At 68.4% G+C, this 15224-nt stretch carries 8 protein-coding genes; 6 read left to right on the top strand and 2 right to left on the bottom strand.

All coding sequences use genetic code 11. From position 1 onward, the window contains the following. Both Q1J95_RS08990 and Q1J95_RS08985 read left to right on the top strand, forming a co-directional pair. Nucleotides 1-2758 (top strand): UrvD/REP family ATP-dependent DNA helicase (locus tag Q1J95_RS08990; RefSeq protein ID WP_300267177.1); only part of this gene is annotated, 2758 nt, incomplete at its 5' end. After that, nucleotides 2755-6243, top strand: a complete 3489-nt coding sequence (locus Q1J95_RS08985; RefSeq protein WP_300267176.1) for an ATP-dependent DNA helicase — start codon at nucleotides 2755-2757, stop codon at nucleotides 6241-6243. The genes Q1J95_RS08990 and Q1J95_RS08985, both read left to right, overlap by 4 nt. On the opposite strand, the gene Q1J95_RS08980 is transcribed toward Q1J95_RS08985, so the two are convergent. Beyond that, entirely contained in the window at nucleotides 6189-7487 is a 1299-nt protein-coding gene (locus Q1J95_RS08980) for a hypothetical protein (RefSeq protein WP_300267175.1), read from the bottom strand. The genes Q1J95_RS08985 and Q1J95_RS08980 overlap by 55 nt on opposite strands. A gap of 64 nt (nucleotides 7488-7551) precedes the next feature. Between Q1J95_RS08980 and nudC the strand changes: the two genes are divergently transcribed. Together nudC and Q1J95_RS08970 are read left to right on the top strand one after the other, a co-directional pair. After that, nucleotides 7552-8433 (top strand): NAD(+) diphosphatase, encoded by an 882-nt coding sequence (gene nudC, locus Q1J95_RS08975; protein ID WP_300267174.1) that lies wholly within the window; start codon nucleotides 7552-7554, stop codon nucleotides 8431-8433. Next, nucleotides 8430-10151, top strand: coding sequence for an ATP-dependent helicase (locus tag Q1J95_RS08970; protein ID WP_300267173.1), 1722 nt, complete (start codon nucleotides 8430-8432; stop codon nucleotides 10149-10151). The genes nudC and Q1J95_RS08970 overlap by 4 nt, the downstream gene beginning before the upstream one ends. 815 nt (nucleotides 10152-10966) lie before the next feature. Here Q1J95_RS08970 and Q1J95_RS08965 read toward each other — a convergent pair. Next, a complete protein-coding gene (locus Q1J95_RS08965) occupies nucleotides 10967-12406 on the bottom strand; it encodes a zinc-dependent metalloprotease (protein WP_300267172.1) in 1440 nt (479 codons plus the stop codon). A gap of 117 nt (nucleotides 12407-12523) precedes the next feature. Here Q1J95_RS08965 and Q1J95_RS08960 point away from each other — a divergent pair, with 117 nt between their 5' ends. Together Q1J95_RS08960 and Q1J95_RS08955 are read left to right on the top strand one after the other, a co-directional pair. After that, nucleotides 12524-13627, top strand: coding sequence for a PDZ domain-containing protein (locus Q1J95_RS08960; protein WP_300267171.1), 1104 nt, complete (start codon nucleotides 12524-12526; stop codon nucleotides 13625-13627). A gap of 59 nt (nucleotides 13628-13686) precedes the next feature. Continuing rightward, the coding region (locus tag Q1J95_RS08955; protein ID WP_300267170.1) for a UPF0182 family protein at nucleotides 13687-15224 on the top strand (1538 nt) is incomplete at its 3' end.

Raw genomic sequence — 15224 nt, 5'->3', positions numbered from 1 at the left:
CGCCGAGCTCCAGGCATCAGAGCGCGAGGTATGGCGCGCCGTCGGTGTCTTCGCCGATGAGTACCGCACGGTGCTGGCGGGAATGCGCACGGCTTACCGCGATGCGGCCGACCTTGTCAGCGAGGCGGCGGCTATCGTTCGTGAAGCGGATGCGGCGGTGCTCGGCCCGCTCTCAGCGCTGCTTGTCGTGCTGATCGATGACGCTCAGGCTATCTCGCGCGGCGTGCTCACGGTCGTGCGGGCCCTGCGTGAGCGCGGCATCGCGGTGCTGGCCTTCGGCGATCCCGACATCTCATCCGGGGCGTTCCGCGGCGCGAGTCCGCAGCTGTTCCACGAGCTCTCCGGGCTGCTCGATGAGGTGTTCGTGCTCGATGCACCACATCGTCAGGCGCCCGGGCTCACCGAGCTGACCCGAACGCTCACCCAGGCGATCGGCGTCGCCGGGCGTGTGGAACACCGTCGCCCACCCGCGCCGACGCCGACGACGCCCGACCCGTGCGTGCAGGCGTTCCTCGCGCCTTCGCCATACGAAGAGGCCGACCGCATCGCGGGCACGCTGCGTGACTGGCATCTCACCCACGACATCGCCTGGAGCGACATGGCCGTCATCGCGCACGACACGAGACAGGTGACCGCGCTCGAGACCGAACTCGCCGCCCGCGAGGTGCCTACTCGCGCCGCCGGTGTGCAACGGCCGCTCGGCAGTGAGGGCGTCGTGCGCGACATCGTCGGAATCGTCCGTCTCGCCCTCCAGCCGGTGCACGAGCGCGAACCCGAGGCGCTGATCGCCGCGTTGTGCTCGCCGTTCGGAGGAATGGATGCGGTGGGCCTCCGCCGCCTGCGAGCACGCCTGCGACACATCGAGCTTGCAGAAGGCGGAACGACCCCGGCGGCGGAACTGCTGCGTCAGGCGATGGCATTTCCGGCGACCTTCACCCTGGTCGACGCGCCCGAAGCACGCGTTGCCCTCCGCTTTGCCACGACGCTCGCCGAGACCACAGCGGGGGCCGAGGCAGGCGAGACCATCCATGAGCTGCTCTGGCGCATCTGGGCCGATGCGCGTGCGCGCGATGGCTCCACACTGCAGCGGCACTGGCGCGAGATCGCCGATCAGCCGGGCGGTGGCGAGACCGCGCATGCGCTCGACGCCCTCGTCGCGCTGTTCGACGCCGCGAAGCGATTTGTCGAGCGCACACCCACCGAGCAGGCTGCGACCTTCGTGCGCGACATCCTCGACAGCGAAGTTCCTGAAGACACGCTGTCGACTCCCGACCGTCCCGGCCTGGTCACCCTCCTCACACCGGCGACCGCCCTGGGCACCCAGTTCGAAGCCGTCGTCATCGCCGGTGTGCAAGACGGCGTCTGGCCCAACACACGTCTGCGTGGCGGCATGCTCGAGACCTGGGCGCTCGCCGACGCGATCACGGCCGCTCGCACGGGGCGAGAGCCGACGACCCCGGGCGTGCTCGACCGTCGCCGCGAGGCGCTGCACGACGAGCTGCGCCTTTTCGTGCGGGCGGTGTCGCGGGCACGTTCTCGTCTGGTCGTGACTGCTGTCGACGACGACAGCACCGGCCCGAGCCCGCTGTTCTCGTTCCTTCCCGACCCGCCGCCGCTGTCCGAGCATCCGACCGCTGAGCATCCGCTGACCTTGCGCGGGCTGGTCGCTCGGCATCGCCGCACCCTCACGAGCTCGACGGGTGTCGCAGCGCGCGCAGAAGCGGCGGGGCAACTGGCCGTGCTCGCGGCCGAGGGCGTTCCCGGTGCTGATCCGGACGACTGGTACGGCACAGCAGCGCCGTCGACCGACGCCGGGCTGCACGATCTCGCGACCGAGGCGGCACGCGTGTCGCCGTCGAAGCTCGAGTCGTTCGAAGAGTGTGAGCTCAACTGGGCCATCTCATCGCTCGGCGGCGATACCGTGCTGCCACCCGCGGCTGGCATCGGCACGATCATCCACGAGGCGATGGAGACGGTGCCAGACGGTGACCTCGACAAGTTGCGCGCCGTCCTGGAGAAGCACTGGCCAGAGCTCGATTTCGAGACCGAGTGGATCGGCCGCAAAGAGCATCGCCGTGCCGACGTCTACCTCGAGCGACTGCACGCGTACCTCCGTGCAGTCGAGAGCGAGCGTGGCCGGGTTCTCGCGAGTGAGGTGGAGTTCCGGTTCGCCGTTGCGGTCGCCGAGCACGCCGCGTACGAGATCGAGGCGGGGACGACGCCTCCCGCGCCCGCCGTGCATATCGGTGTGGATGCGGATGGGCCGCACCGGGCGATCGTGCACGGATTCATCGACCGCGTCGAGGCGTATCCCCGCGGTGCAGGTGAGCACGCCGCCGCGCGCGGGCAGAAGACGACGCCCATGACCGAGGGTGCGAACGGTGAGCGTGTGGTGGTCGTCGATCTGAAGACCGGAAAGTACGAACCAGACTCCGACAGCAAGGTCGAAGAGCACGCACAGCTCGCCGCGTACCAGATTGCCGTCGAGCAGGGGCTCGTCGCCGGCGCGGACGCGACGGCTCTGGCCGGGGCACGGCTGCTGCTCGTGGCCAAGACGCTGTCAGGCAGCGACTATCGCATCGCGCACCAGCACACGCTCGAGGGCGAGGCGCGGGCACGCTTTCTGAACCGACTGGCCGATGCCGCACGGGGAATGTCCGGCAGCAGCTTCACCGCGCACATCGAGGCGCACTGCGCCGACGTGCAGTGGCGGGTCAAGCCCTGCCGTATCCACACGGTGCCGGCGGTGAGCGCATGACCGCATGGCACGACAGCACGCTGTCGGCGCTCGATGTCGCCGCCGCGCTCGGGCAGCCACCGCCCACGAGTGCGCAGCAGCGGGTGATCGAGGCGCCACCGACGCCTGCCCTCGTCGTCGCCGGTGCGGGCAGCGGCAAGACCGAGACGATGTCGGGCCGCGTCGTCTGGCTCGTGGCCAACGGCCATGTGCGCCGCGATGAGATTCTCGGTCTCACCTTCACGCGTAAGGCCGCCGGCGAGCTGGCCGAGCGCATCGGCGCACGACTCGCTGTGATCGACGAGTTCGGCAGGCGCGGGCTGCTGGCGCACGTGCCGCAGATCGTGGCATCGGGCGCCCTGGCCCGTGTCGATGCCGCATCCACGGCGGCGCAGAAGCATGCCGTGCGCACGCAGGTCCTCGACGAGCTGGCCACCCGGTACGACACCGGGTGGAATGCATCGACGCCTCGCACCTCCGATGATCTGCTGATCCGGCCACGTGTGTCGACCTATAACGCCTTCGCGGATTCGATCGTGCGTGAGCACGCCGCACGCATCGGTCGCGATCCCGACGTTGCGATGCTGAGTCAGGCGGCGTCGTGGATGCTCGCGCGTGATGTCGTGCTGCGGGCCGATCTGCCGCAGCTCGAAGACATCGAGCTGTCGGTTGCGACCGTGGTCGATGCCGTGCAGCGTCTGGCCGGGGATGCCCTCGACCATCGAGCCGATCTGGGGCGAGCCGAGCGTATCGCCCTCACGCATGCTGAGGCGTTCGATCCCTATCGCAGTAACGTCGACATCGCCAAGGCCGCCGACAATCTGTTCGCGTTCCCGACGCTTGCCGCGCTCGTGAGGGAGTACATCGCCGAGAAGCAGCGCCGTGGGGTGCTTGATTTCGCCGACCAGGTCAGCGGGGCCTTCGACATCATCGAATCATCGCCGGATGTGCGTGCCGATCTCGTCGCTCAGCACCGTGTCGTGCTGCTCGACGAGTATCAAGACACCTCGGTCATCCAGACGCAGTTCCTCTCGGCGGTGTTCCGCGACAGCGCGGTCATGGCGGTCGGCGACCCGCACCAGTCGATCTACGGATGGCGTGGGGCCAGCGCCGACAACCTCTACGCGTTCGCCCGCACCTTCGCTGATCGTGAAGAAGCGCGCAGCTACAGCCTGATGACGAGCTGGCGCAACGACAGCGCCATCCTCGATGTCGCCAACCGCGTTCTCGAACCGCTGCAGCGACCGGGGCTCGACGTGCCGCCACTCGAGCCGCGCCCGGGCGCCGGCCCCGGAGCGATCGAGGTGCGTTACCCGCTCACCGTGCACGACGAAGCAGCCGAGGTCGCCGACTGGTTCGCGGAGCGCCGTCGTGCCCACGGCGACGCAGCCCGCACCGGTGGTGAGTCGAAACCGCACACCGGAGCCATTCTGTTCCGCTCCAAACGGCACATGCAGACCTTTGCCGAGGCGCTCGCGGCGCGCGGCATCCCGCATCGCATTCTCGGGCTCGGCGGGCTTCTCGCCACGCCCGAGGTCGTCGATGTCGTCGCCGCTCTGCGCGTCATCCACGACCCGAATGCCGGTTCTGCTCTCATCCGACTGCTCGTCGGCCCGCGGTTCGGCGTCGGCGTCGCCGATATGGGCGCGCTTTACGATCTGGCGAGCGAGCTCTCGCGGCGCGACAGCGGCCTGCTGCCGCTGCCTGACGAGCTGCGGGCGCGCATCCGAGCCTCACGCGGTGCCGATGAGGCGGTGTCGATCATCGATGCCGTAGACGTCGTACGCGGGCTCGCCGATGACTACCGGCTCCTCTCGCGCATCACCGCCGAGGGCCGGGCGCGGATTCGCGCGGCAGGTGAGATGTTCGAACGCCTGCGCCGGGCGGCGGCCCAGCCGCTTCCGGAACTGATCCGGATGATCGAGATTGAACTGCGCCTCGACATCGAGCTCGCGGCGAACGAGACCCGCGGCCCGGCACGTGTGGCCGCCACGCAGCTGCGTGCCTTCGCCGACGAGGTGCGCGCCTTCCTCGCCGCAGACGAGCGCGGCACGATTGCCAGCCTGCTGGCGTGGCTCGAGAAGGCCGAGAGCACCGATGAGCTGATGCCGCGTCCCGAGCCGCCCGAGCCCGGCGTCGTCCAGCTGCTCACGATCCACGGTTCCAAGGGCTTGGAGTGGGATGCCGTGGCGGTCGTGCGTCTTGTCGAAGACGAGCTGCCGTCCCGACCCTCAGACACGTCGGGGTGGTTCGGGTTCGGTGTGCTGCCGTTCGCGCTGCGCGGCGACAGTGCGGCCCTGCCGACGTTCTCGTGGAATGCGCCGATCAACGATGAGCCCGATCCGGCCAAGCGGCTCAAAGTCGGCATCGCCTCGTTGACGAGTAAGAGCGAGGCGGCCCCGGGCGCGCTCATCGTCTTCAAAGACGCCTATCGCGCGTATCAGCAGCAGGAAGAGCGACGCCTCGCCTACGTCGCCATCACGCGTGCGCGCACCGACCTGTTGCTGTCGGGAGCGCACTGGGCGGGGCAGAAGAAGCCGCGCACGGCGAGCCCGTTCCTTCGCGAGGCGCTCGACGTGCTCGGCAGAGATCAGATCGCCGAGGTCGACGCCGATGACAATCCCTACGCCGGCGAGGGAAAGACCAGTGTGTGGCCGCTGGATCCGCTGGGCGATCGCCGCACGGTCGTCGAGGATGCCGCGGCGATGGTGCGTGCTGTCGACACCCTCCCCGAGCCGAGCGTGCAGCTGCAGCGGCTGCTCGCGGAGCGCGCACAGCGCCAGCGCGGCGTCGATGCGTCAGCGCCCACGCGTGTGCCGGCATCGCGGTTCAAGGACTATGTGACAGATTTCGGTGGCACCGTGCGCGAGCTCGCGCGACCCATGCCCGAGCGGCCGTATCGGCAGACGCGTCTGGGCACGCTGTTTCACGCCTGGGTCGAGCACCGATCGGGTCTTGTGGGCACAGCGCCGAGCCCCGAGAGCGCGCTGTGGGAGACCGACGATGAACAGCCAGATCCCCACAGCGTCTCGGCCGCTGACGAAGCAGACCTCGAGCGGCTGCGCGAGACGTTCGAGCGCAGCGAATGGGCACCGCTCAAACCCATCGCTGTCGAGATCGAGATCGACTTCGCCCTCGGCGTTTCCGGCGCAGCGTCAGGCGACCCGGTCCCTGAGCGTGTCGATGCCCCGGTCCCTGAGCCTGTCGAAGGGCACATCATGATCTGCAAGCTCGACGCGGTGTATCGCCGCGACGACCGGGGTGGTCGCATCGAGATCGTCGACTGGAAGACGGGCAAGGCGCCGCGCGGCGCCGCCGAGCAGGACGAGCGGATGCTGCAGCTCGCGCTGTACCGGCTCGCCTATCACCGCCGTTTCGGCGTCGCGCTGGAAGACATCGACGTCGCGCTGTACTACGTCGCCGACGATCTGGTGATCCGCGGCGACCGGGTCTACTCAGAAGAAGAGCTCGTCCAGCGCTGGAGCGCGGCACGGGCCGCACGCTGAGCCTCGTCAGCGGAGTCGACGTCGTCGGGGGTGGTCTTCGACCCTTCGACAGGCTCACGGAGCGAAGCACTCGGGGCCGAGTCGCGACTCTCCGAGCTGGTCGACGGCTCGTCATCCCACGCCGCGGCGACGTCGCTGAGATCTTCGGTCGCGTCGCCGGGGAGCTCATCGGGGGCGTCCTCACCCGCCAGCAGATCGGCCGGGTTGTACGCGTCGGTCTGCATCGACGTGTTGGCCGCGGCGGCCGCGGTGTCCGGCACGCTGTCGAGCGCGTCCAGGGCCGAATCGACGCCTTCTCTGCGCGAGGCGATGACCGCCAGGTCGTTCTCACGCAGGCCCTCCGCGAGAGCTTCCAGCAGGTGGGCTGCGTCATCCATGATGTCTGCGCGACGCATGGTGTCGCCGTGGACGAGCCACCGGGCGAACTCCAGTTCCGCGAGCAGGCGTCCGCGAACGGCCAGGGCGGCATCCGGTGCGCGGTCGGATGCTTCGGCATACGCTGCATGCACGCTGGTCGCAGCATCCGGAGCAGACGACAGCCACGCGAGGTCGACGGCAGGGTCGCCCAGCGAGAGCCCGTGCCAGTTCAGCAGGCCGACGACCGTCGGCCCCTGATGGGGGTCATCGTCGAAGAGGAACGATGTCGCCTGCACGCCGCCGAGCGTCACGGCCGCTTCGAACCGCCAGAGGTCGTCATCGCCGACGGCTTCGCGCCAGCGCACGGTAAGCCGGGCCGGCACGCGCCCCGTGGCGGCGGCGCGATCGACGAGCGCGCGGATGTCTTCGCGGGATTCCTCGCTGCTGCGGGCGGGGAGGCCGGCGTTGCGCACGACAGATGCGGGCAGGGCGTGCACGGCGGCGATGGAGGCTCCGATCGACTCGGCGGCGCCGCGGCCACCGGGAACATGCGAGGCCTCGATCTGGAAGCCCGGCAGCAGTTCGGTCACCAGCGCCCGGCCTTCGGCGAGGAGCGTCTCACCGACGTAGGCGGGCGCCTGGAACGGCAGCATCGCACGCGCACCGGCGGTGAGAGCCCGCAGCGCCAGCGACTCGCTCGCCAGCTCGCGGGCCGTGTCATCGTCGTCGCCGACGCGAATGGCCAGCTCGCGGCCGTCGGAGAGCGTCGCCACGGCCGAGTCGAAACGGCCGTCGCTGTCAGTTGTCAGAGTCCGTGCGCCGACGACCTCGGCCCCGGGCAAGGCAGCCGTGACCGCCGCCGCTAGAGTAAAGGGAGACCGTGCCATGCCCCTAGGGTAGGTCGGCGCAGGTGCGGTTTCGCCTACGCCACGCCTGCGAAAGAGGGACTTGATGACTGTGCGCCGTGCGCTTGTGGATCGTGCCGGGCATCTGCGCGACGACGCGGGGATCGTCGATGCATTGCGCTCCTCCCACGATGCGCGGGTCATTGTCGTGCGCGAGGGGCGAGTCCGTGTCGACGATGGGGCACTCGTCAGTGTGAGTCCGACGGAGGTCGGCGATGCGCAATGGGCTCTGCTCGGTCGCCACAGTGACGGCAGTGCTCTGCTGCTCGCCGCCGTCGGCCAGGTGTCGGATTCGATCGATGCGGCTCCCGATGAGACGTGGCTGGGATTGCGTGATACCGGCGGGATGCTGGATGACGAGAGCTCCGAGCTGCTGGTCGGGGCGATCGCCCTGGCCGGATGGCTGCGCGATGCACGCTTCTGCCAGCACTGCGGCAGCGAGACGGAGCTGCGACAAGCTGGCTGGTCGCGGCACTGCTCGCAGTGCGTGCAGGACATCTTCCCCCGAACCGATCCGGCCGTCATCGTCGCCGTCGAAAGCAGCGACGGCGAACGACTCCTGCTGGGTGCAAACGCCAACTGGCGCGGCAGGATGTACTCGTGCTTCGCCGGATTCGTCGAGGCGGGCGAGTCGCTGGAGGCCACCGTGCACCGCGAGATCGAAGAAGAAGCGGGCGTGCGACTGGACGCGATTCAGTACATCGACTCGCAGCCGTGGCCGTATCCGCGCTCGCTCATGGTCGGCTTCAGGGCGACCGCATCCGAAGAGCGGCGCGCGCGCCCGGACGGGGAGGAGATCATCGACGTGCGCTGGTTCACCCGCGACGAGATCGGCAGCGCTCTGGCGGGCAATGGGCCGGTGGGGCTCCCCGGGGCGGCATCCATCGCCAGGCGTCTGATCCAACTCTGGTATGAGGACGGCGAGTGAGCGCACTCGACGCACTGGATGAGCGGCAGCGCGAAGCCGCATCCGTCCTGCGAGGGCCTGTCGCCGTGCTCGCTGGAGCGGGCACCGGCAAGACCCGCGTCATCACGCATCGCATCGCGCACGGCGTCGACACGGGCGCCTACACGCCCAACCGGGTGATGGCGGTGACCTTCACCGCCAAGGCCGCCGGCGAGCTGCGCGGACGACTGCGCGAGCTGGGCGTCGAAGGAGTCTCGGCGAAGACGTTCCACGCTGCGGCTCTGGCGCAGCTGAACTTCTTCTGGCCCACGTTGACGGGGTCACCGGCTCCGGCGATCGTCGATAACAAGGTGCGACTGCTGGGTCAGGCCGCCGAGCAGTTGCGGCTGCGACTGGACACCCCGACGCTGCGCGATATCGCCAGCCAGATCGAGTGGCGGAAGGTCTCGATGCTGTCGATCGATCAGTATGCGGCGCTCGGGCGATCGGTGGGGCGGGTCAGCGCGGAGCAGCTGGTCGAGCTGCAGCGGGTGTTCGAGACGGTCAAAGACGAGCGCCATCAGCTGGATTTCGAAGACGTGCTGCTGGCATGTGCGGGGATGCTCGAGACCGAGCCGCGCGTGGCGACCGCGGTGCACGAGCAGTACCGGCACTTCACCGTGGATGAGTTCCAAGACGTGTCGCCGCTGCAGAATCGCCTGCTGGAGCTCTGGCTCGGCGACCGGCGCGACATCTGCGTCGTCGGCGACGCGAGCCAGACGATCTACTCGTTCGCCGGAGCAGAGCAAAGGTACCTCCTGGAGTTCGGGAGGACATATCCGGATGCCACGATCGTGCGACTTGAGACCAACTACCGGTCCCAGCCGCCGATCCTGGCGGCGGCTAACGCGCTGATGCGGGGGCGACCGGGCGCACTCGAGCTCGTCGCCGCGCGGGAGTCGCTGACGGCTGAGACGCCGAGGCTCAACGCTTACGACACCGAGAGCGACGAGGCTGCCGGAATCGCCGCGGCGATCCGCACGCGTATCGCCGCGGGGGCCGCGCCCTCTGACATCGCCGTGCTGTATCGAGCACACGCGCAATCAGGGGCGATCCAGCAGGCGCTCGGTGAGGCCGGCATCGCCTCAAGCGTGCTGGGGGGAAAGCGGTTCTTCGATATGCCCGAGGTGCGTCAGGCCGTGCTGGCGCTGCGCGGAGCATCCGTCGCGCCGACCGAGCGCGACTTCCTCGCGAACGTGCAGAAGGTGCTGCGCGAGATCGGCTTGACCGACGAGGCGCCCACGGCCGGGGGAGCGCAGCGTGACGGCTGGGAAGCTCGGCGCGCGATCCTGCGCCTGGCGGAAGAGGCGCCGGCCGGCACCACGCTGCGCACCTTCAGCGAGTCGCTGATGGCCCGCGCGAAAGATCAGCACGAGCCGACGATGCAGACCGTGACGCTGTCGACGCTGCACGCGGCCAAGGGGCTCGAATGGGCACATGTGCACGTGGCCGGGTGGGCCGAAGGCGCGCTCCCGATCTCCTACGCCACCGGTTTCGACGCGATCGATGAAGAGCGCCGCCTGGCGTACGTGGGCATCACGCGCGCCGCGCGCACGCTGTCGCTGTCGTGGTCTCGCGCGGCGGGGCGAGGCGAGCGGCAGCCGTCTCGCTTTCTCGCGGAGATCGCAGCGGCTGACCACGGCACTGGCATTCTGCGTGAAACGTCAGCGAACGCCAGACGTGGTGTCCGTCGGGGCTGACCCGCACGCTCTTCGCGCTCTCGAGTCCCTCGGATGCGGAGAGGATGCGCGCAACGAGGGCTGCGGCCTCAGCGGTGCGCGCCGCTGTGATCCTGTCCGAGGTCGCGCCGACCAGCTGAGCGTGCAGGCTCGGCCACGAGGCATCCCGGTCGCGCTCGTGGCCGTCACGGCATGACAGGCACGGCGTCTGCCCGGGCACGACGAGCGGGCCGATCGTCATCGCGCCGGGTTCGAACGCCACGGGCAGGTGCGCGACGTCTTCGCGCAGGTAGCGGGCGAGCTGGCGAGCCGAGGCCGCGCCGTGCACGAGAATCACACCGACCGCTGTCGAATCAGACCGCTCGGCGGTGTGGAAGCCCTCGTCGAGAAGCGCGACCTCGGTACGGGCCTCGACGCGCGAGTCTGACATGTTCAGGCTCTCGATCCATACGTCCGGGCGTGTCGGCGCATCCGTCAGCAGAACGGGCCGCAGAGCGGCGAGAAGGTCGCGGGCGTCGTCTCGAGGTGCGCCGGCCCCATGCGCGAGCACATCAAACGAGTTGAGGCGGAAGCCCCCGCGAAGCGCCTGCAGCAGACGGTCGACCCATGGCTCGGCGGCCGAGATCTGCACGACAGCGTCGAGCCCGAACTGCACCGTTTCCGCATCGCGCCACAGCAGGGGATAGGCCGGGTCGAGCCGAGTGAGCGTCGGAGGCGTGATCGGGGGCATACCCCGATTCTGCTCAGGCGCATGCCGCCATGGGGCGAGAAATCCCGATCGGTGGACAACTTCGGCGACCACGCATCCGTGCAGAACGAGCGCTGGCGCTCGCCACCTATACCGGCTTGTCGCCCTCCGGCGCCTCGCCTTCGGGGTCGTCGCCGTCAGGCGCCTTATCCGGGGAGGCATCCGCGTCCGATGCTCCGTCGTCCGAAGCATCCGCTGCCGTGAAATCATCACCATCAAGCAGCCGCGCCAGCGCCTCGTCGAATTCGTCCGTCGCGGGTGCCTCGCCGCGGGCACGCGCCTGCAGTCGCTCGATCAGGGCGGTCGGGTTATCGATGTCTTCCGCCGTGGGCTGCAGGTCGGGGTAGTCCCACAGCGAGTCGCGTGCGGCGATGCCGACCGCGTCGGTCACCTTCTGCCACATGGCGGATGCTTCGCGCATCCGCCGCGGGCGCAGCTTCAGCCCGACGAGCGCGCCGAGGGCGTCTTCTGCGGGGCCGCCGACCGCGCGACGGCGACGTGCCGCTTCCGCGAGGCGCGCACCGTCGGGCAGTCGCGATGTCGCCTCAGCGGTGACGACGTCGACCCACCCGTCGATCATCGCGATGATGTTCTCCAAACGTGCCAGTGCCTCGCGCTGCGCATCCGTCTGTGCCGGAAGGAGCGCTCCGCCTTCGATCGCCGCGCGAAGCTCCTCCGGGTTGGAGGGATCAAGGCGACTGGCGACGTCTTCGAGGGCGTCGACGTCGACGGTGACGCCGCGCGCGAAGTCGGTGATCTGCGACATCACGTGCAGGTGCAGCCACTTGGCGTGACGGTACAGGCGTGCGTAGGCCAGCTCGCGGGTCGCGAGGTACAGCGCGATCTGGTCTTCGGGAATCTCGAGTCCCTCACCGAATGCGGTGATGTTCTGCGGGATGACGGCGGCTGTGCCGGCGGGAAGAACCGGGATGCCGACATCGCCGCCGGAGACGACTTCGAGGGAGAGGTTGCCGAGCACCTGCCCGAACTGTGCGGCGAAGACGGACGAGCCAAGTCCTCGCATGAGCTTTCCTGCCCCCTGGATCGCATCGCGCATATCGTCGGGAACCTGGCTGTCGAGCGCTTCGGTCAGGGCATCTGCGATGCTCGTCGAGACGGGGCCCGCGATCTCTTTCCACACCGGCATGGTCTTCTCGACCCATTCGCCACGCGTCATCGGGAGCGGTGTCTCGGAAAGCTCAGAGATGGTGGTCGCCTCGCCCAGCCACAGATTCGCCAGCGCGAAGGCATCGACGAGCGAGGTGCGCGAACCGTCGGTCACGCCTTGGCCCTCGCGATTGGCGATGTGCAGGGCCTGGCGCAGCGCGCTCTCCCACGGGTCGCCGCCGAAGGCGCCCTGGAGCTGCTGCATGAGCCCAGCCATCATCGCGGGGTCGAGCTGGAGGCCGTCAGCGCCGCCCAGCGCATTCTGCAACGCGCTCAGATCGAACTCGCCACCGCCTGCGCCAGACATCATCCGCCGCAAGAACTCCTGGAAGTCTTCGGGGTTGGGTTCGTTCTCTGCCATGTCGGTCGCCTCTCAGCACGTCGCAAGCTGTGCCATCTACGCTAGTTGCAGGATTCTGTACGCGACCCCGGAGCGGGCAGATCTGTGTACGCCGGTCGCGAACGACGGAGGATTCGCTTGTCTCATTCCCGTAGCTCGAGGCGCGCCCGCACGCCGCGGATCGGTCTCGGCGTCTGGGCGCTCATCGTTGCGCTCATCTCTCTCGTGGTGCTCACCTTCCTGCCGACGCCGTATGTCTTCCAGCGTCCGGGGCCCGTGTACGACACGCTGGGCTCTGCACCGAGCGCCGACGGTGAAGAGGTTCCGCTCATCGAGATCGAGGGAACCGAGACGTACGAGACCAGCGGCAGTCTGAATCTCACGACCGTGCAGGCGGTCGGCAACCGTGAGCGCACGCCATCGTGGTTTCAGCTCGCCATGGCCTGGGTCGACCCCTCTCGTGCCGTCGTGCCGATCGAGTCTGTCTTCCCGGAGGGCGTGACGACCGAAGAGCGCGACGAGAACAACGCGATGCTCATGATCAACTCGCAGCACGAGGCCACGGCAGCCGCGCTCGACGAGCTCGGCTATGACACCGGGGCGGAGGTCCAGGTGGTCTCCGTCATCGAGGGAACACCGTCGGAGGGCATGCTCGAAGAAGACGACGTCATCGTCGCCGCCGACGGGGTCACCCTCACCAGCGGCGCGGCGCTGCGCGAGGCCATCCAGCAGGGCGAGGGAGCCGAGATCGAGCTCACCGTGCTGCGTGATGGCGAGGAGCAGCAGGTGACGCTGGCGCCAGAGGTCACCACGACCAACGGCATCGACACCTGGCTGATCGGTATCCAGCTGACCACCGAGTACGACTTCCCGATCGACGTCACCATTCAGCTCGATAACGTCGGCGGGCCGAGCGCGGGGATGATGTTCGCACTGGGAATCATCGATGAGCTCACCCCTGGCCCTCTCACCGGGGGAGAAGACATCGCCGGCACCGGAACGATCGAGGCGACAGGCACGGTCGGGCCTATCGGCGGCATCCGCCAGAAGCTCTACGGTGCTCGTGACGCCGGAGCGACCTACTTTCTCGCACCCGCATCCAACTGCGATGAGGTCGTCGGTCACGTCCCCGACGGTCTGACGGTGCTCAGCACCGCAACGCTGGAGGAATCGCTCGACATCCTCGAGGTGATCGCCGACGGTGGAGACGTGGCGAGCCTTCCCACCTGCGCCGTCGAATGATGTTCCGCTGAGAGCGCACGCACAGCGCGCACCAAACTCAGCGCACGTAGGATGGACGGGTGACCACGACCTCGGCGCCGAATCCGGCCACGCCTCGCACCTCCCGAAGAATTCTCACGATCTCGCTGGTGATCATCGCCGCGATCATCGGGGCCTTCTTCCTCTTCGCTGCGCTCTACACAGACTTCCTGTGGTTCGATCAGCTGAACTTCGCGAACGTGCTGACGACGCAGTGGCTTGCGGTGTCGGCGATGTTCGTCGCCGGATTCCTCGGAATGGCGGTGCCGCTGTTCATCGTGATCCAGTTGGCCTACCGCATGCGTCCGGTGTACGTGCGCCTGAGCTCGCAGCTCGACCGATACCAAGAGGTCATCGAGCCGTTGCGCCGCCTGGCCATGTGGGGCATGCCGATCTTCTTCGGTCTGTTCGCCGGCTTCGCCGCGGCGGGCAACTGGCAGACCGTCTGGCTCTGGTTCACGGGTGAAGCCACGGGCGTCACCGACCCCGAGTTCGGCATGGACACCGGGTTCTATCTGTTCGCGATGCCGTTCTACTCGATCCTGCTCGCGTTCGTCTCCGCGGTGATCCTGCTCTGCCTGATCATCACGGCGCTGGTGTCGTACCTGTACGGTTCGGTCCGCATCGGCCAGGGCGAGCTGCGCATCTCGAAGGCCGCACGCATTCAGCTGGCGGTGCTCGCCGGTCTCTACTTGCTCGTGCAGGCTGCGAGCCTGTGGCTCGATCGCTATCTGACCCTGGTCGCCGAAGAAGATCGCATCACCGGTGCCGCCTATACCGCCGTCAATGCGACGATCCCCGGTATGGCGATCCTCGCGATCATCGCGGCGCTCGTCGCCGTGCTGTTCTTCGTCACGGCTGTCATCGGCCGGTGGCGCCTGCCGTTGGCTGCGACCGCGCTGCTGATCGTGGCATCCCTCGTCGTCGGCCTCGGCTACCCGTGGGTCGTGACCACCTTCCAGGTGCGTCCGAACCAGAACAGCTTCCAGGCCGAGTTCTACGAGCGCAACATCGCCGGCACCAAGCAGGCGTACGACATCGCCGACCTCGAGGTCACGCCGTTCAAGGCCGAGACCGATGCCGAAGCCGGTCAGCTGCGCGATGACGCCGAGACCACGGCGTCCATCCGCATCCTCGACCCGAGCATCATCAGCCCGACGGTGCAGCAGCTCGAGCAGTTCCGCGGCTACTATCAGTTCCAGGACACGCTCGACGTCGACCGCTACGAGATCGACGGCGCCATGCAAGACACCGTCGTCGCCGTCCGTGAGCTCGACGTCAACCGCCTCGGCGACAGCAACAACTGGAACAACCGCACCGCCGTGTACACCCACGGCTACGGTCTGGTGGTCGCCGCGGGCAACCAGCGCACGAGCGAGGGCGAGCCGGTCTTCCTCGAGCGCGGTATTCCGACCTCGGGCTTCCTGACGGACAGCGAGAAGTTCCAGCCGCGCGTGTACTTCGGTGAAGAGTCGCCGCTGTACTCGATCGTGGGCGCGCCCGAGGGCACCGACCCGGTCGAGATCGACTATCCGCGCGGTGAAGACGGGGCCAACGAGACGAAGACCACGTTCGTCGG

The sequence above is a fragment of the Microbacterium sp. genome (genome assembly GCF_029263575.1).
Classification (GTDB): Bacteria; Actinomycetota; Actinomycetes; order Actinomycetales; family Microbacteriaceae; genus Microbacterium.
The sequence above is the reverse complement of the archived record's forward strand: the minus strand, read 5'-3'. Positions and strand labels throughout refer to the sequence as shown.

Coding starts and splice junctions, on each gene's coding strand:
- Q1J95_RS08965 (WP_300267172.1), bottom strand. CDS start 12,406: ATGGCAGAGAACGAACCCAACCCCGAAGACTTCCAGGAGTTCTTGCGG.
- Q1J95_RS08985 (WP_300267176.1), top strand. CDS start 2,755: ATGACCGCATGGCACGACAGCACGCTGTCGGCGCTCGATGTCGCCGCC.
- Q1J95_RS08980 (WP_300267175.1), bottom strand. CDS start 7,487: ATGGCACGGTCTCCCTTTACTCTAGCGGCGGCGGTCACGGCTGCCTTG.
- nudC (WP_300267174.1), top strand. CDS start 7,552: ATGACTGTGCGCCGTGCGCTTGTGGATCGTGCCGGGCATCTGCGCGAC.